Source organism: Pseudomonas sp. ChxA (assembly GCF_030263855.1).
Classification (GTDB): Bacteria; Pseudomonadota; Gammaproteobacteria; order Pseudomonadales; family Pseudomonadaceae; genus Aquipseudomonas; species Aquipseudomonas fluorescens_CB.
This window is the reverse complement of the sequence record NZ_JARPMK010000001.1, coordinates 5,495,247-5,511,979: the sequence shown is the minus strand read 5'-3', so window position 1 is coordinate 5,511,979 and position 16,733 is coordinate 5,495,247. Positions and strand designations below refer to the sequence as shown.

General features: G+C 60.9%; 18 protein-coding genes. 10 read left to right on the top strand and 8 right to left on the bottom strand.

Translation table 11 applies throughout. The features are described from left to right. Nucleotides 1-74 precede the first annotated feature (74 nt). Together pobA and P5706_RS24765 are read left to right on the top strand one after the other, a co-directional pair. Nucleotides 75-1,268, top strand: coding sequence for a 4-hydroxybenzoate 3-monooxygenase (gene pobA / locus P5706_RS24770; protein WP_285682417.1), 1,194 nt, complete (start codon nucleotides 75-77; stop codon nucleotides 1,266-1,268). Between the two features lie 67 nt (nucleotides 1,269-1,335). After that, nucleotides 1,336-2,853 carry an MDR family MFS transporter gene (locus P5706_RS24765; protein ID WP_200430595.1) on the top strand — a complete coding sequence of 506 codons (1,518 nt, stop codon included), beginning with the start codon at nucleotides 1,336-1,338 and terminating at the stop codon, nucleotides 2,851-2,853. A gap of 132 nt (nucleotides 2,854-2,985) precedes the next feature. Here P5706_RS24765 and P5706_RS24760 read toward each other — a convergent pair whose 3' ends face one another. Beyond that, entirely contained in the window at nucleotides 2,986-3,822 is an 837-nt protein-coding gene (locus P5706_RS24760; RefSeq protein ID WP_200430594.1) for a cache domain-containing protein, read from the bottom strand. 50 nt (nucleotides 3,823-3,872) lie between these two features. Then, complete coding sequence (locus P5706_RS24755) at nucleotides 3,873-4,637, bottom strand: transporter substrate-binding domain-containing protein (RefSeq protein WP_285682414.1); 765 nt, start codon at nucleotides 4,635-4,637, stop codon at nucleotides 3,873-3,875. 357 nt (nucleotides 4,638-4,994) lie between these two features. Between P5706_RS24755 and P5706_RS24750 the strand changes: the two genes are divergently transcribed. Then, on the top strand, nucleotides 4,995-6,365 hold the full coding sequence (locus tag P5706_RS24750; protein WP_285682412.1) for a glutamine synthetase family protein: 1,371 nt from the start codon (nucleotides 4,995-4,997) through the stop codon (nucleotides 6,363-6,365). A 292-nt stretch (nucleotides 6,366-6,657) separates the two neighbouring features. On the opposite strand, the gene P5706_RS24745 is transcribed toward P5706_RS24750, so the two are convergent. After that, nucleotides 6,658-7,017 carry a hypothetical protein gene (locus P5706_RS24745; protein WP_285682410.1) on the bottom strand — a complete coding sequence of 120 codons (360 nt, stop codon included), beginning with the start codon at nucleotides 7,015-7,017 and terminating at the stop codon, nucleotides 6,658-6,660. A gap of 399 nt (nucleotides 7,018-7,416) precedes the next feature. On the opposite strand from P5706_RS24745, the gene P5706_RS24740 reads away from it, so the two are divergent. The 4 genes from P5706_RS24740 to P5706_RS24725 all read left to right on the top strand — a co-directional run bounded on the left by P5706_RS24740 (nucleotide 7,417) and on the right by P5706_RS24725 (nucleotide 10,603). After that, nucleotides 7,417-8,016: a class I SAM-dependent methyltransferase gene (locus tag P5706_RS24740; RefSeq protein ID WP_285682407.1), complete on the top strand. Its 600-nt coding sequence runs from the start codon at nucleotides 7,417-7,419 to the stop codon at nucleotides 8,014-8,016. 122 nt (nucleotides 8,017-8,138) lie between these two features. Next, the gene (rnd, locus tag P5706_RS24735; protein ID WP_200430567.1) at nucleotides 8,139-9,272 is read left to right on the top strand and encodes a ribonuclease D; all 1,134 of its coding nucleotides are present in this window, start codon (nucleotides 8,139-8,141) and stop codon (nucleotides 9,270-9,272) included. Next, a complete protein-coding gene (locus P5706_RS24730; RefSeq protein ID WP_056857316.1) occupies nucleotides 9,269-9,562 on the top strand; it encodes a YcgL domain-containing protein in 294 nt (97 codons plus the stop codon). The genes rnd and P5706_RS24730 overlap by 4 nt, the downstream gene beginning before the upstream one ends. A 108-nt stretch (nucleotides 9,563-9,670) precedes the next feature. Then, nucleotides 9,671-10,603, top strand: coding sequence for a D-2-hydroxyacid dehydrogenase (locus P5706_RS24725; protein ID WP_285682404.1), 933 nt, complete (start codon nucleotides 9,671-9,673; stop codon nucleotides 10,601-10,603). A 152-nt stretch (nucleotides 10,604-10,755) separates the two neighbouring features. Here the strand turns inward: P5706_RS24725 and P5706_RS24720 are convergent, their stop codons facing one another. Further along, complete coding sequence (locus P5706_RS24720) at nucleotides 10,756-11,340, bottom strand: nitroreductase family protein (RefSeq protein ID WP_017137385.1); 585 nt, start codon at nucleotides 11,338-11,340, stop codon at nucleotides 10,756-10,758. Between the two features lie 153 nt (nucleotides 11,341-11,493). Here P5706_RS24720 and P5706_RS24715 point away from each other — a divergent pair, with 153 nt between their 5' ends. Both P5706_RS24715 and P5706_RS24710 read left to right on the top strand, forming a co-directional pair. Continuing rightward, nucleotides 11,494-11,943, top strand: a complete 450-nt coding sequence (locus P5706_RS24715) for a YcgN family cysteine cluster protein (RefSeq protein WP_138816255.1) — start codon at nucleotides 11,494-11,496, stop codon at nucleotides 11,941-11,943. Between the two features lie 14 nt (nucleotides 11,944-11,957). Further along, nucleotides 11,958-13,178, top strand: a complete 1,221-nt coding sequence (locus P5706_RS24710) for a hypothetical protein (protein WP_285682401.1) — start codon at nucleotides 11,958-11,960, stop codon at nucleotides 13,176-13,178. Nucleotides 13,179-13,296: 118 nt separating this feature from the next. Here the strand turns inward: P5706_RS24710 and P5706_RS24705 are convergent, their stop codons facing one another. From P5706_RS24705 to P5706_RS24695, 3 genes are all read right to left on the bottom strand, one after another. Next, nucleotides 13,297-13,638, bottom strand: coding sequence for a YgaP family membrane protein (locus tag P5706_RS24705; RefSeq protein WP_017137388.1), 342 nt, complete (start codon nucleotides 13,636-13,638; stop codon nucleotides 13,297-13,299). A gap of 67 nt (nucleotides 13,639-13,705) precedes the next feature. Continuing rightward, nucleotides 13,706-14,173, bottom strand: a complete 468-nt coding sequence (locus P5706_RS24700; protein WP_003189607.1) for an RNA methyltransferase — start codon at nucleotides 14,171-14,173, stop codon at nucleotides 13,706-13,708. A 162-nt stretch (nucleotides 14,174-14,335) separates the two neighbouring features. Continuing rightward, on the bottom strand, nucleotides 14,336-14,710 hold the full coding sequence (locus tag P5706_RS24695) for a YajD family HNH nuclease (protein ID WP_003210675.1): 375 nt from the start codon (nucleotides 14,708-14,710) through the stop codon (nucleotides 14,336-14,338). Nucleotides 14,711-14,861: 151 nt separating this feature from the next. Here P5706_RS24695 and P5706_RS24690 point away from each other — a divergent pair, with 151 nt between their 5' ends. Then, the gene (locus tag P5706_RS24690; RefSeq protein ID WP_285682397.1) at nucleotides 14,862-15,782 is read left to right on the top strand and encodes a ParB/Srx family N-terminal domain-containing protein; all 921 of its coding nucleotides are present in this window, start codon (nucleotides 14,862-14,864) and stop codon (nucleotides 15,780-15,782) included. Between the two features lie 203 nt (nucleotides 15,783-15,985). Here P5706_RS24690 and P5706_RS24685 read toward each other — a convergent pair whose 3' ends face one another. Further along, nucleotides 15,986-16,672 (bottom strand): spermidine synthase, encoded by a 687-nt coding sequence (locus tag P5706_RS24685; protein WP_056857309.1) that lies wholly within the window; start codon nucleotides 16,670-16,672, stop codon nucleotides 15,986-15,988. Nucleotides 16,673-16,733 lie beyond the last annotated feature (61 nt).

Here is a 16,733-nt window from a genome sequence, read left to right as displayed (position 1 = left end):
AATGATCAGCAACAAGATGAATGACAACTCTTTCACCTGATCCGTTCGGGTGGAGCTTGCGGGCCATAAAAATAATGAAAACGCTTAAAACCCAAGTCGCCATTATTGGCGCCGGTCCCTCCGGATTGCTGCTCGGTCAACTGCTGCACAACGCCGGTATCCAGACCCTTATTCTAGAGCGCCAGAGCGCCGACTACGTGCAAGGCCGCATCCGCGCCGGGGTGTTGGAACAAGGCATGGTCGACCTGCTGCGCGAGGCGGGCGTGAGCCGACGCATGGATGCCGAAGGCCTGGTACACGACGGCTTTGAGTTGGCACTCGATGGCCAACTGACCCATATCGACCTCAAAGGCTTGACCGGCGGCCAGTCGGTGATGATCTACGGCCAGACCGAAGTCACCCGCGACCTGATGGCCGCCCGCGAAGCTGCCGGCGCTGTGACCCTGTACGAAGCGCGCGACGTGCAGCCCCATGACCTTAAAACTGATCGGCCCTGGCTCACCTTCGAACATGACGGCGAACACGTGCGCCTGGACTGCGACTACATCGCCGGGTGCGACGGTTTTCACGGGGTGGCGCGCCAGTCGATTCCCGCGCAGTCATTGCAGGTGTTCGAGCGTGTCTATCCGTTCGGCTGGCTGGGCATCCTCGCCGATACGCCGCCGGTACATGACGAGCTGGTGTATGCCAAACATTCGCGTGGCTTTGCGTTGTGCAGCATGCGTTCGTCGACCCGCAGCCGCTATTACCTGCAGGTGCCGGTCGATGAGCCGCTGGAAGAATGGTCGGATGAGCGTTTCTGGGCCGAGCTGAAAACCCGCCTGCCCAGCCAGTTGGCTGAGCAATTGGTCACTGGGCCTTCAATCGAAAAAAGCATCGCGCCGCTGCGCAGTTTTGTGGTGGAGCCGATGCAGTACGGGCGCCTGTTCCTGCTCGGTGACGCCGCGCATATCGTGCCGCCCACCGGCGCCAAAGGCTTGAACCTGGCGGCCAGTGATGTGAGCACGTTGTTTCGGATCATGCTCAAGGTGTACCGCGAGGGCCGCGTGGACCTGCTGGAAAAATACTCGGCCATCTGCCTGCGCCGGGTGTGGAAGGCCGAGCGGTTTTCCTGGTGGATGACCTCGATGTTGCACCAGTTCCCGGACGCCGACGGCTTCAGCCAGCGCATTGCGCAGAGCGAGCTGGAGTATTTCATTCACTCGCAGGCGGGGCGCAAAACCATCGCAGAAAATTACGTCGGGCTTCCTTACGAAGCTATCGAGTAGCCTGCTATCGTATCCAGCATTCCCGCAGGCCCTTCCTTGCCTGCGGGCCTTGCTCGAAGGTTCTGCCGTGACCAGCCTCAACCAACCCGCTCAGCCCGTTCCTGCCGTTCGCAGTGTGCTCGCCGCCTTGATGCTGGCGATCTTCCTGGGCGCCCTGGACCAGACCATTGTCGCGGTGTCGATGCCGGCGATTTCCGCGCAGTTTCACGATGTAAACCTGCTGGCCTGGGTGATCTCCGGCTATATGGTGGCGATGACCGTGGCTGTGCCGATCTACGGCAAGCTCGGCGACCTGTACGGGCGCCGGCCAATGATGCTGATCGGCATGGGTGTGTTCACCCTGGCCTCGCTGTTTTGCGGCATGGCGCAAAGCATGGAGCAGTTGGTGCTGGCGCGGATTCTTCAGGGCATCGGTGCTGGCGGGATGATCTCGGTCAGCCAGGCTATCATTGGCGACATCATCCCGCCCCGTGAGCGTGGACGTTACCAGGGCTATTTCAGCAGCATGTACGCGGTGGCCAGCGTGGCCGGGCCGGTGCTGGGCGGCTACATGACCGAATACCTGTCGTGGCGCTGGGTGTTTTTGATCAACCTGCCGCTGGGTGCCGGCGCCTGGTACGTGGCGCACCGCACACTGGTGGGCCTGCCGGTGCCGCAGCGCAAGCCGATTATCGATTACCTCGGCACCGTGCTGATGATCATCGGCCTGACCGCCTTGCTGCTGGGCATCACCGAAATCGGCCAGGGTTATCATTGGCGTGACGAGCAAGTGCTGGGGTTGCTGGCCTGCGCGTTGGTGGCCTTGACGGTGTTCGTGTGGCACGAACGCCGGGCGCGCGAGCCGTTGTTGCCGATGCACCTGTTCGCCAATCGCAGCGCGGTGCTGTGCTGGTGCACGATTTTCTTCACCAGCTTCCAGGCGATTTCCCTGACGGTGTTGATGCCGTTGCGTTATCAGACGGTGACCGGCTCGGGGGCTGACAGCGCCGCCTTGCACTTGCTGCCGTTGGCTATGGGCTTGCCGATGGGCGCCTATTTCGCCGGGCGCATGACCTCGGTGACCGGGCGTTATAAACCGATGATTCTGACCGGCGCGTTCTTGAGCCCGCTGGCGATTCTTGGCATGGCCTACAGCGCGCCGCAGGCGGTGGAACTCACGGCGGTGTTTATGCTGCTGTGCGGGATTGCGGCGGGGATGCAGTTTCCGACGTCCCTGGTCGGCACGCAGAACTCGGTGGAACAGCGCGACATTGGCGTGGCGACCAGCACCACTAACCTGTTCCGCTCGTTGGGTGGGGCGGTCGGTGTGGCGTGCATGTCGGCGTTGCTGCTGGCGTTGTTACAAGATTCAAGTTTTGCGCATTTGGCCAGCGGTGCGCTGGGCGCTGAAGGCAGTTCCGGCAATGTGTTGCTCGATGGCCTGAACGCCGCGCCAGGGCCTGCGCAGGATGCCTTGCGCGGGGAACTGGCGGTGACATTCCGGCATCTGTTGATGATCAGTGCGGCGGTGTCGTTGCTGGGGTTGGCGGCGGCGATTGCGATGCCCAATCGTGTGCTGCGCGGCCGTGAAGACAAAGCACGTTAACTGACACAACGATGATCAAACTGTGGGAGCTGGCTTGCCTGCGATAGCAGTGTCTCAGTTTCATATAGGCAAGCTGACCCACCGCTATCGCAGGCAAGCCAGCTCCCACAATGGATGGCATTGCAACTTAGATCAGGGGCTGTAGTACCCAACCGCCACCATGAAATGCCCGGCCTTGCGCACGTACGCATGCTTGTTTTCAACCTTGTCGGTCACCGGGTTCTTCCAGCGGTACTTGTATTCGCCCTGATCCTGCTCGGCCATCAGCTTCAGGATCGGCTCACCCACCGGCTTGCCATCCGGGTCCTTGATCTTGCGAAAGTCGGTATTGACCAGTCGCAAGTTTGTTCCATGCGCCACATAGCGCCCAGTGTTCAGATCGACCACAAACACATACAAATCATCCTGCAGAAACCCGCCCTGCAATGAATTGATCGCCTTGAGCGTGCCCGCTTCATCCTTGTTCAACGCCTCCACTGCCTTGTTGCGCAGCGCCCGGGCCTGCTCCGGCGTGGCCCGTGGCAAGTAGTAACCCACCGCGAGAATGCGTTCACCCACGCGCTGATAAAACACATGCTTGTGCTCAACCTTGCCGTCGTTCCAGTTCTGCCAGCGGTAGTCGGCTTGTTGGATACCTTGGCCTTCGGGCACGGTCAGTGCCTGTTTGAACGAGGCTTGCAGGTCTGGCCCGAGCACCTCGGACACATCACGTCCGATCAATGCAGAGGAAGGCCCGCCGCTGGCCAAGAGCACACCCTGGGTATCGACCACGAACACGTAGCGATCATGGTCGATAAACTCGCCCTGGCGACTGAACGCGGCAAAGGCTTTGTCGCCGTTGCTTTGGAAGTAAGTCACAGCCTTTTCCAGCAGAGCCTTGGCGGCCTGGGCGTCCTCATCCTGAGTGGCCGCGTGCACCTGGCTGAAACCCAACAGCAGCAGGCAGGTGAGTCGGAGCAATCCCTTCATTACCGATCCCTCTTTATTGTTGATGTGAGCACAGCGTAGACGGCTCCTGCTCAGGGCGCCGCCAGCCATTGATTGACGATGCCGTCATACACCCCGGTGGCCACGCTCAAGTGCAGCCACTGGTCGACATAGCTTTTCCACGCCACGTCGTCGCGGGGCAGCAAAAAGGCTTTTTCGCTGTATTGCATCTGCCGCTCGGGGTTGACCGCACACAGCCCAGGCTTCTGTTTTTGCTGGAAGCGCGCTTCGCTGGCGTCGGTGATCATCACGTCGGCTTTGCCGGCCAGCAGTTCGTCGAAAATCGTCACGTTGTCATGCAGGCGGATCTGCGCCTGGCCCAGGTGGGTGCGGGCAAACACCTCATTGGTGCCGCCTGCCGGTTCGATCACCCGCACCTGCGGCTGGTTGATTTGCTCGACGCTCTGGTAGCGCTGCACATCAGCGCAACGCACCAGCGGGATCTTGCCGTCAACGCCGAGAGGCTGGCTGAAGAAGGCTTTTTTCTGGCGCTCCAGTGACACTGAAATACCGCCCACCGCAATATCGCAGCGCTGGGCGAGGAAGTCCGGCATCAGGGTTTTCCAGGTGGTGGGCACCCACCTGATGTTGGCGTTGAGGCTCTTGGCCAGGGACTCCGCCATGGCGATATCAATGCCTTCGTAGCGCCCATCGGCACGCAACGAGGTGTAGGGCTTATAGTCGCCGGTGGTGCAGACGCTGAGAGTGCCGGTTTGCAGCACCTCGTCCAGGCGTGAGTCGGCCAGGGCGTGGCTGGTCACGCTTGCCAGTAAACAGAAGGCCAGGGGCGCTTTCATGCGGTCGAATCCTTGGGGCATGCTCGGGTCGCCATTATTTCCAGCTAAACACGGGGATGGCAATTGTTTAGCCAGGCTGCAACCAAACTCCGTCAACCCTGAATTGAACAACCTTTGTGCGCGTGTGACGCTGCCGGGCATCTACCTCACTGTGAATCTCGCATGGACGGCTCTCCCGACACTCACCTCGCGACACTGCCGTCCGCGCTGGCCTTTTGGGCGCTGTTCCACTGCCGACACGCGCGCCCACCAGATACCTCTCTCCTTCGTTGATCTGCCCCATGGATGACGCGCACCTGTGCGCATCTGCCCGGCGGCGCGCCTGCGCCTGCCTGACGCAAACGTATGAGAGTTCCCATGAGTGTTTTTGCCAGCCTGCAAGAAGCCCAGACTTTTCTTGAGCAGCACCCGGACATCGAAATGTTCGAGCTGTTTATCCTCGACAACAATGGCGTACCGCGCGGCAAGTTGCTGCACCGCGACGAACTGCTGGCGGTGTATGAAAGTGGTCGCCCGTTGCCCAGCACCATTTTGGGCCTGACGATTAACGGCGACGACGTGGAAAACTCCGGGCTGGTGTGGGAAGTCGGCGATATCGACTGCCGCGCCTACCCAGTCAGCGGCAGCTTGCAGCGCATGCCGTGGCGTCTGATCCCGACAGCCGCAGTGCAAGTCAGCATGCACCCCACCGAGGGCATGCCGGCCACCGTGGCGGACCCTCGGCATGTGCTGGCCAAGGTGATCGACGGGCTCAAGGCCGACGGTTATTACCCGGTGATGGCGGCGGAATTGGAGTTTTACCTGCTCGACCAGAAACCCGACAGCAACGGCCGCCCGCAACCGGCGCGGGATGTTGACGGTAATCGCCCACGCTCGACACAGGTGTACGGCTTGCGTGAGCTGGAGCAGATCGAGCCGTTCCTGGCCGACCTCTACAGCGCTTGCAAGCTGCAAGGCATTCCGGCGCGCACGGCGATTTCCGAGTACGCGCCGGGCCAGGTGGAAATCACCCTGGAACATCGCGCCGATGCTCTGCAGGCCATGGACGAAGCGGTGCGCTACAAGCGCCTGGTCAAGGGCGTGGCGCATAAGCATGGGATGTCGGCCTGCTTTATGGCCAAGCCGTTCGATGACTTGGCGGGCACCGGTATGCACATGCATGTGAGCCTTGCGGATGCTCAGGGCAATAACTTGTTCGCCAGTGAGGCCGCCGATGGCACGCCGCTGCTACGCCAGGCGGTGGGCGGGATGCTCAGCACTTTGCTCGATTCGTTGCTGATGTTTTGCCCCAACGCCAACTCTTATCGGCGTTTCCAGACCAACAGTTATGCGCCGCTGGCGGCTACTTGGGGCGTGGATAACCGTACCGTCAGCTTGCGTGTTCCGGGTGGGCCTGCGTATTCGCGGCATATCGAACACCGGATTTGTGGGGCCGACGCGAATCCTTACCTGGCGGCTGCTGCCATTTTGGCGGGTATTCACCGAGGTATTCGCGAACAGCGTGACCCTGGGGCGCCGGTGGAGGGCAACGGGTACGCCCAAGCAAATGCATTGCTGCCCACTGACTGGCTTACCACCTTGCGTGCGCTGGAGGGGTCAAGCTGGGCGCGGGAGGCGTTTGGCGGTGAATTTCTCGGCGTTTATTTGGCGGTGAAACGTGCGGAGTATCGGCAGTTTATGGGTGAGGTGGGGGAGCAGGATTGGCGTTGGTATTTGCATCAGGCGTGATCTGCTGGGGGGTGTGTATATCCGTTATCTGGGTAACGGCCGCCTAGGGTTCCGCTCTTACAGCGGGTCACTTTTGGCAAACGCCCCAAAAGTAACCAAAAGGTCTGTGCCCCACCACTCGGCACCTCGCTTAGGCTCGGTGTGCCCTCACTCCGGCTTGAATCCGTGGGCCGCCGCGATGGGCCATCCTTGGCCCAGCGCGGCTAACCCGGCGTCCTGCCGGGTTACCCACGGATTCAAGCCTGCGTTCGGCCATCGTGGTTAACGGGGCGTCTCAGATCAAAATCAAGATCTACAGCACGGCGGCCTGAAAGCCGACCTGAGTGGTTGAAGCAAAAGCCAGATCAAGTGCGAAGCAAAAACCTATCTGAATACACTGAAGAGCTGCTTTTCTGTGGGAGCTGGCTTGCCTGCGATGCAGACACCTCGGTACATCAGCCACACCGAGTTGATGCCATCGCAGGCAAGCCAGCTCCCACAGTTGACCGAGTATGGCTGTTGCTGTTGCTGTTGCTGTTGCTGTTGCTGTTGCTGTTGCTGTTGCTGTTGCTGTTGCTCTGGCCCTTACATCCTTTTCGATGACGAAGTCAGCGGTCTTTTGATCTGCGCTTTTGATCTTGATCTTGATCTTGATCTGAAATCGCCCCGTCAAACACGATGGCCGGAATCTGACAGTGATTTGGGGGGTAAACCGGCAGGGATGCCGGTTTAGCCGCGCTGGGCCAAGGATGGCCCATCGCGGCGACCCCCCAAATCACTGGCGGATTGCGGGCATGCCGAGCCTAAGCGAGGCACCGAGTGTTGGGGCGAGGACCTTTTGGTTACTTTTGCGTCCTTGCAAAAGTGACCCGCTGTAAGAGCGGAACCCTACTCAGCCGTTACCGCAGCAATGGATATGTACCCCGAAAAACCGCCATCGCCGGCCAACCAAATTCCCACAGTCGAGCGCCGGTGTTTCATAGCCACCACCGTTTCAACCTTTTTTTCACGTTGCAGTGGTTAAGCTGCGGTTCAAGGTCGTTCACCACCGTTCCACCCACATGAGCCCGCGATGTCGCCACAACCTCCATCCTCTATCGAGATCGAATTCGCCGAACGCTGTGACCGTGAGCATGCGCAGGTCTGCGGCGACACGCGTCCGCCCGCGCTGCTTAAGCGTCTGGCGGCCTGGCGCGATGAACGGTTGGTGCGCCAGGCGTTGAAAGTGGCCGGCGAACCGGGGCTGATCCTCGACCTGGCGTGTGGCTCCGGCCGGTTTTGGCCCGTGTTGGCCGAACACGTCAACCGGGTGATCCTGGCCTCGGACAATTCCCAGGACATGCTCGACCATGCGCGCACCCATCACCCCGCGGCGTTGCTCAAGCGGGTCAAAACGTTCCAGGGTTCGGCGTTTTCCATCGGCCTGTCGGCCAACGCGGTGGACTGCATTTTCTGCCTGGAATTGTTTCGCCATGTGCCCAGCAGCGACGCGCGCATGGCGCTGTTGCGCGAATTCCACCGTGTCAGCCGCGACACCGTGATCGTCTCGGTGAACTCACGCACGCCGGTGGAGGACGAATTCCGCCAGGCCGGTTTCAAAGTCCTCCATCAGCAGGAGTTCCTGCCAGCCTCCAAGCTGTGGCGTGTCTACGTTTTGCGTAAGAGAGGCTAACTCCCGCCTGTCGGACTATTCTCCATCTCTTGTCAGAGTTTTCATGATGGTGTGTGCACTGCGGATGCTCGCAAGTCCCTTTCGCGATATATACTGCGCGCCATTCTTCAAGGGAGAGCCGTGTGGCCATCGATATTCACTGGATCTGCGACAACGATAGCCTCGGCCAGCATTGCGCCGAATGGCAGCAGTTGCCATTCGTCGCCCTCGACACCGAATTCATGCGGGTCGACACCTTTTATCCCATTGCCGGGCTGATCCAGATCGGTGATGGCGTTCGCGCTTACCTGATCGACCCCCTGACCATCGACAACTGGCAACCCTTGGCCGCCTTGCTGGAGAACCCGGCGGTGATCAAGGTGGTGCACGCCTGCAGCGAAGACCTGGAAGTGCTGCTGCGCCTGACGGGCAGCCTGCCAGTGCCGTTGTTTGACACTCAATTGGCAGCGGCGTACCTGAACCTCGGTTTCTCCATGGGCTACTCGCGCCTGGTGCAAGCGGTGCTCGACATCGAGCTGCCCAAGGGTGAGACCCGCTCGGACTGGCTGCAGCGGCCATTGTCCGAGACGCAGGTGAGCTACGCCGCCGAAGACGCGGTGCATCTGGCCGAAGTCTATGTGCGCTTGCGCCCGCAGTTGTCGGATGACAAATACGCCTGGGTACTGGATGACGGCGCCGAACTGGTGGCCAACCTGCGCCGTGAAGTCGACCCGTATGAGGTGTACCGCGACGCCAAGCTGGCGTGGAAACTCTCGCGTGCCCAGCTCGCCGTATTGCGTGAACTGTGCGCCTGGCGCGAACAGCAGGCCCGTGCCCGTGACCTGCCGCGCAACCGTATCATTCGTGAGCACTCGTTGTGGCCCCTGGCCAAGTCTCAGCCGGATAACCTCGCCGCGTTGGGCAAGATCGAAGACATGCACCCGCGCACCGTGCGTCAGGATGGCCAGTTCCTGCTGGACCTGATCAAACGTGCCGCCAGCGTGTCGATGGACCAGTGGCCGCCCGCCGTGCCTGAGCCGCTGCCGGTGGATGCCGCTGCGTTGATCAAGCAACTGCGTGCTCTGGGCCAGGCCGAGGCCGAGCGCCTGGAAATGGCGCCGGAACTGATGCTGCGCAAGAAAACCCTCGAAGCCCTGGTTAAAAGTGGCTACCCCGATGGGCCTTATACATTGCCAGACTCGCTGCGTGGCTGGCGCCGCGAGTTGATGGGCCAGGCGCTGCTCGACAGCCTGGCCACTGCCGGAGAACAGCCTTGAAACGTATTTGCTCCATCTATCGCAGCTTGAAAAAAGACGGGATGTACCTCTACGTGCTCAAAAGCGATGCGCTGGAGCGCGTGCCGGAGCCGTTGATGGCAGCTTTTGGCAAGGCCCATCTCGCGTTCGAAATGATACTGACGCCCGAGCGCAAGCTGTCGCGCGAGGACATCACCGTGGTCCTGGAAAACCTCGACAAGCAGGGCTACCACCTGCAAATGCCGCCGGCCGAGGATGAGTACATCGAGCACTTGCCCGAAGAGCTGCTGCGCCGCAACGACCCGATGTAACCGGTCAGTGCCCCGTTCGGGGCACATTCTTTTATGGACTCGTATTCGATGGGCGGTGGCCGTAAGGAAGCGGGCGGCCGTCTGCAGTGTTTTTGAAAGGTTTGAACCATGCGTGTTCTGATTGCTGAACAGGATCACCCGCTCTACGCCCAATTGCTGGGCGAAGCGGCCCCGGACGTTGAGGTGTTGACCAGCGGCGACTCGGCCGAACTGTCGCGCTTGGCCGCCGATTGCCCGGTATGGCTGGGCCAGCCGGACCTGCTCGCCACCTTGCTGCGCCAGGGCCACAAGCCGCAATGGCTGCAATCGACCTGGGCGGGTATTACGCCATTGCTGGCCGATGGCTTGCCGCGCGACTATCGCCTGACCCGTGCGGTCGGCATTTTTGGCCAGGTCATGGCCGAGTTCGTACTCACCTATATACTTGGGCATGAGCGCGAAGTGCTGGCGCGGCTGGTCAGCCAGGTCGAGCGCAAATGGGACAACCGCATGGGCCAGAGCCTGGCCGGGCGCAAGGTGCTGGTGGTTGGCACGGGCGATATCGGCCAAAGCGTGGCTGATTTTTTGCTGCCGTTTGGCGTCAAGCTCTACGGGGTTGCCAGCAGCGCTCGGGAGCAGGCACCGTTTATCGAAGTGGCCGGGCTGGACCAACTGAGCCGGCTGGTGGGCGAGGTGGATTACGTGATCAACCTGCTGCCGAACACGCCTGAGACCCATGATTTGTACGACGCGGCGCTGTTCAAGCAATTCAAGCCGACCGGGTTGTTTATCAATGTCGGACGCGGCGTGGCGGTGGTCGATGCCGATTTGGTCGAGGCATTAAAAGAAGGCCACCTGGCGGGTGCGGTGATCGACGTATGCCGTCAGGAGCCACTGCCGCAGCGCCATCCGTTCTGGACCGCCTGGGGCTTGCTGCTGACCGGGCACAGTTCCGCGCCGACGTCGCCGGGGATGATGGTGGAGTTGTTTGTGCAGAATCTGCGGGCTTATCAGGCCAAGGATGCGTTGCGCGGGGAAGTCAGCTTCGAAAGGGGCTATTAAACGTGTGAGCTGGGCTTATGTGGGAGCTGGCTTGCCTGCGATAGCATCACCTCGGTCTACCTGATTCACCGAGGTGCCTTCATCGCAGGCAAGCCAGCTCCCACACAAACCAGCTCCCACACAAGCCCGCACATATTGGATCTATGCAAGGCTTACAGGCTGAAATCACCCTCGGACACCAGTTCGCTCAGCGGCCTACGCGGGCTTGGCGCTTCACGACCTTGCAGGTACTCCGGCAAACTCGACTTATCCCCCAGCTTGCCCACGGCCACAGCCGCGTGCAGCGCGTAACCTTCTGGAATCTTCAGTTCCTTGCGGGTCAGCTCCTGATCGAAACCGGCCATACCGTGGGTGTGCCAGCCGCTGAGGCTGGCTTGCAGTGCCAGGTGGCCCCAGGCTGAGCCAGTGTCGAAGGTGTGCCACAAGGCCGGGGTTTCTTCGCTGGCGCCTGGGGCGGTGAAGTCGGTTTTTGAAGCAATGATCACCAGGGCTGACGCGTGTTGCGCCCAACCACGGTTGAATTCATTCAGCAAACCCAGGAAACGCTCCCAGTTTGGCGTGTCGCGGCGCGCGTAAAGAAAGCGCCATGGCTGCGAGTTGTAGGCCGACGGCGCCCAACGAGCGGCTTCGAAGAAGCTCAGCAGGGTCTCTTGCGGGATGCTTTCGCCGGTAAAGGCGCGGGGCGACCAGCGCTCGGTGAACTGGGTGTGGATCGGATAATCGGCAACGCGTGTCATGGGCAGTTCCTGATCGTCAATTCGGCCTTCAAAGCTACTGCGCGCCCACTAGACTGACAAGTGTTGTTACACCGCCAGTCGTAAGCGCTTGGCCCCAGGAGTCTTGGGCACTAGACTGGCGGCCTTTTCACCTACCGATACTGATGTAGAGCCATGGCCGCTAAAGTCGAACCTTTCTGGATACGCAAAACCCTTGAACACCTCGACCAGGAGGAGTGGGAGTCGTTGTGCGACGGCTGTGGCCTGTGCTGTCTGCAAAAGCTTGAGGATGAAGAAGACAACAGCGTCTATTACACGCGCATCGCCTGCAAACTGCTTGACCTCAAAACCTGCCAGTGCAGCGACTACGCCAACCGCCGCGCCTCGGTGCCGGACTGCATCCAGCTCACGCCGGGCCAGGCTGACCAGTTCAAATGGCTGCCGCCGACCTGCGGCTACCGCTTGGTCAGCGAACGCAAGGACCTGCCGCTGTGGCACCACTTGGTGTGTGGCGACCGCGATGCCGTGCACCATGAACGCATTTCCCAGTCCGGCCGCATGCTCGCCGAAGGCAGCGTGCCCGAAGACGACTGGGAGGATTACCTGATCTTCCGCGCAGGCTGAAAAAAGGAGTGTGTATGAGGGTGGCAACCCAGCTGGCGGCATCCTTGGTGCTGCTGGCACTGAGCCTGCCGGCGTGGTGCGCGAAGAAAGTCGACCTCGATTATCACGTCAAACTGCTGCCCCAGAGTGATCAGGCCGAGGTACGCGTGAGCCTGTCACAGGGCTCGGCGGTGCGCAGCCTGAACTTCGATTTGGGCCGTGACGGCGACTACAGCGACTTCAAGGCCGACGGCCAGTGGCAGGTCACCGGCAGCCGTGGCCTGTGGCAACCCAGCGCCGACAAAGCCAGCCTGACCTACCGTGTGCGCCTCACCCATGCGCGTAAGGCGGGCGTCTATGAGGCGCGGATGACGCCGAGTTGGGCGCTGTTTCGCGGTGAAGACCTGGTGCCGGCTGCGCGGCTGGACCAACAGGACGGCATTGAGCTGGTGTCGCGGCTGATGTTCGAATTGCCGGCCGGCTGGAAAAGCGTCGAAACCGCCTGGCCGCGTGTCGGCAAACACAAATTTCGTATCGACAATGTGTCCCGCCTGTTCGATCGGCCCACCGGCTGGATGCTCGCTGGTAACCTCGGCAGCCGTCGGGTGCGGCTGGGTGAAACCGAAGTCACCGTAGCCTCGCCCAAGAGCCAGGCCATGCGCCGCATGGACGTGCTGACGCTGCTGACGTTCGTATGGCCGCAAATGGAAGCCGCACTGCCGCGCCACCCGGCCAAGCTGTTGATCGTTGGCGCCAGCGACCCGATGCGCCGTGGCGCGTTCTCGGCGCGCGATTCGATCTACCTCAACAGCCGCACGCCACTGATCAGCGAAAACGGCAGCAGCCCGTTGCTGCGCGAAGTGGTGCAAGCGATTGGTCGTTTTAAAGACCACGATACCAGTGACTGGATCAGCGAAGGGTTGGGCGAGTATTACGCCATTGAACTGCTGCGGCGTGCCGGCGGCATTACCGATGAGCGCTATGCGGCAATCCAGATGCGGTTGGCCAAGGAAGGCAAGGGCGTGACCAGCCTGCGCGGCGATCAGGTCAACGGTGCGACCGTGGCGCGGGCGGTGCTGGTGTTGCAGGAGCTGGACCGTGAGATCCGCGTCAAGACCCACAACAAGCGCTCGCTGGATGATCTGGCACAGGCAGTGATGCGTGCGAACAGCGTCAATACGGCGGAGTTTGTGCAGTTGGCTGAAAGTGTGATCGGCGAGTCGTCGGTGGTGCTGGACAACAAATTATTGCGTTGACGCAAAACAACTGTGGGAGCTGGCTTGCCTGCGATTGCATCACCTCGGTCTACTTGAATCACCGAGGTGCCAGCATCGCAGGCAAGCCAGCTCCCACAGTTGATTGGACTTGGCCGGGCTATTTAGTGGCTTTCTCCGCCGCCACTTCAGCCTTGGTCTTCAAGTTCTTCAACTCTTCGCCCGCGCGTTCAATCTTGGTACGCACGCTGTTCATTTCCTGGCGCCCTTGCTCCAGCTTGTCTTTGAGCGAGCTGTGCCCGGTCACGCCGCGCACCAGCGCCACGCCACCAATCGCCACCTGGATAAGCCCGAAAATGCCGCCACGGCGCAGGCCTTTGCCGACCATCATCACACCGCCGGCCACCGAAAGAATGCGTTCCGACCCGTGCACGTTTTGCTCGCTTTTGGGGGCGGGTTGCAGGTGTTCAATGATAGGTCGCAGGGTTTTGCTGTCGCTCATGGTGTGTCTCCAACAAAGGCAAGTGTAAGTAGCTGACTGTTTGCGGGTGCCGGATGTTCCCGAAAAATCAGTACTTGGGGCCCGAACGGGTGTTGTTGCCCTTGGCCAACCGGTCGTAGAGCACCACATTGACGGTGGCGGCCAGGTTCATGCAGCCGGTGGTCGGGATGTACACCACGTCTTCACACCAGTCGCGGATCTCTTTGTCCAGCGAGCCGTCTTCGGGGCCGAAGATGTACAGCGCGCGGTCGGGGTGCGTGTACTCGGGCAGTGGGCGGGCGCCTTCCACCAACTCCACGGCGACCGGGATACAGCCCAGCGGCAGGATTTTTTTCAGGTCATCGATGCCGATCAGCGGAATGTCGTGGTGGACCTTCTTGGTATCGGTGATGAAGTCCCGGGCGCGCTCGTAACGCACGCCGGTGTAAAACACCGAGGCCACGCCGTAGCAGCCGGCGGCGCGCATCACCGAGCCGACGTTTTCGGGGGATTTGGGGTTATACAGACCGATGCAGCTGTAGCGTTTATTGCCCACGGGGAAGGGTGCCTTGGAGGAAAACCGCGATTATACGGCCTTGGCGGCATGTGGCGCTTGGGCGATCGCTATCGCGGGCAAGCCCGGCTCCCACACTTGGAATGCATTCCCTTGTGGGAGCTGGCTTGCCTGCGATGAGGCCCGCACAGACAAAGAAGGGCTTCAGTCGTCCTTCTTCATCAACCCCGCCAACGCCGCAAACGGGTTGTGCGTCGCCTTGGCAATCGTCGGGCTGCTGGTGGAGCCTTCGCCGAAGTACTGCTGGTCGGTGTAGCGCGAGTGTTCGTTGTCGTGGCAGTACAGGCACAGCAACTCCCAGTTGGAGCCGTCCTGGGGGTTGTCATCATGATTGTGGTTGCGATGGTGTACGGTCAGTTCGCTCAAGCGTTTGCCGGCAAACTCACGGGCGCAGCGGCCGCACACGTGCGGGTACATCTTCAAGGCTTTGTCGCGGTAGCCCATTTCCCGGTCGCGCTGGGCATCGGCGAGGATGCGGTCGAGCTTGGCGGTGTGGGAGGGCGGGTTGGTCGAGCTCATCATGGCTCCTGGCTATTTGGTGGTTCACGGATAGGGTTGATTCTAGCCGCTCGCGCGGCAAATGACCGCTGGCTTTTTCAGCTGCGGTACAGCTGCGCTTGAGTGAACGTTTGTAGTATCGGCACATTCACTTCACAAGGATCTGAAACCTATGCGTGTGTACACATGGACCGCAGCCCTGCTGCTCAGCGTGCTGGCCGCTCAAGCCCAGGCGTTCTCCACACCCAAGCCCGGCCAGGTGATCGAGGTGGCCCTTGAGCAACTGCACCCGACCCAGGCCGTGGTGGGCTTTGACCAGATCTACTACAGCCTGGGGCTGTTCGCCGACAAACCGGCCAAGGTGTTCGACGAATACTGCGAAACCAACGGCCAGGGCGCCGCCGACAACGTGCCGAAGAAAGCCGACCTGCACCAACCCGGCAGCTTCACCTGCAAAGACCCGGTGGGCACCCATCCCGATGACATGAAGACCGTGGTGGTCGGCCCCGGTGGCCAGTTGTACCTGACCGACGGTCATCACAGTTTCACCACGCTGTGGGAAGTGCCGGGCGGCGGCCCGCAGTTGAAAATGTGGGTCAAGGTGACCGATGACTTCAGCAACAGCGCCGACATGAACACCTTCTGGCAGCGTATGGAGGCGGCCCGCAAGGTCTGGCTCAAGGACAATCAAGGCCAGCCCCTGCCGCCACAGCAACTGCCTGCGCACCTGGGCTTCAAGAACCTGCAGGACGACACGTTTCGTAGCCTGGTGTATTTCACCCGCAAGGCCGCATACGGCAAGCCGGACGATGGCGCAATTGCGCCGGAATTTCTGGAGTTCTACTGGGGCAACTGGCTGCGCACGCAGATTGATTTGAAGGCGTACAACCTGAACAAGAAGGGCGGCTATAAGGACGCGATTGAAGCGGTCGCCAAGCGCATGGTCAGCGTGGCGCCGGATTCACAGGTGGGCAGCAGCGGTTTTACTGCCAGGCAACTGGGCGGTATGACTAAGCTGGACCAGGGCGAGTTGGAAAAGACCTTTGAGAAAAAAGTGCCGTATGTGATCGACTACCGAAAATCCCGGGGCTGACACAGGACCAAAATGTGGGAGCTGGCTTGCCTGCGATGCTGGCACCTCGGTGATTCAGGTAGACCGCGGTGATGCTATCGCAGGCAAGCCAGCTCCCACACAAGCCAGCTCCCACACAAGCCAGCTCCCACACAAGCCAGCTCCCACACAAGAGCGCTCCCACACAAGAGCGCTCCTACAGGGGGGGGCGGTGTCTGCGAGCCTCAGCCCTTGAGCTTTTCGGCAATCCAGATGGTATGCCGGGTGCCCTTGTTGCCATGGGCGAACACCTGCACTTCCTCGGCCTTGAACCCGGCCTTGCGCAGTTTGTCGCTGAACAGCTTGTCGGCGCTGGCTGACCACACCGCCAGCACGCCTTTAGGGCGCAGCGCTTTGGCACACGCGGCCAGGCCACCGGCTGAATACAGCCAACTGTTGGCCTTTTGCGTCAGACCTTCGGGGCCGTTGTCCACATCCAGCATGATCGCGTCAAAGCCCTGGGGCTCGGCCTGCAGCACCTTGGCCACGTCTTCCATGCGGATCACCGTGCGTGGGTCCAGCAGCGGGCGGCCGGATTTTTCCCCCAGTGGGCCACGGTTCCATTCCACTACGCCGGGCACCAATTCCGCCACCACCACTTCAGCGCTCTTGCCTAAATGCTTGAGGGCTGCAGCCAAGGTAAAGCCCATGCCCAGGCCGCCGATCAACACCCGAGAACCCGGCCTGCCGGCGACTTTACGGCAAGGAATCTCCGCCAGCGCGTCTTCGGAGCCGTGCATGCGCGTGTTCATCAACTGGCCGCCGTCACCGCCCTGGATCTTGATGACAAAATCCTCGCCGTATTCGAACAGGCACAAGGCACCGCCGTTGTCGGGGATCGGAGTGGTGTCGAGCAGAACGAAACGTTTCATGGAAATCTCATTGGGAAGGGCATTCTTGCGCGGTTGGGAGTAGCCTTACGACATTCCGGTC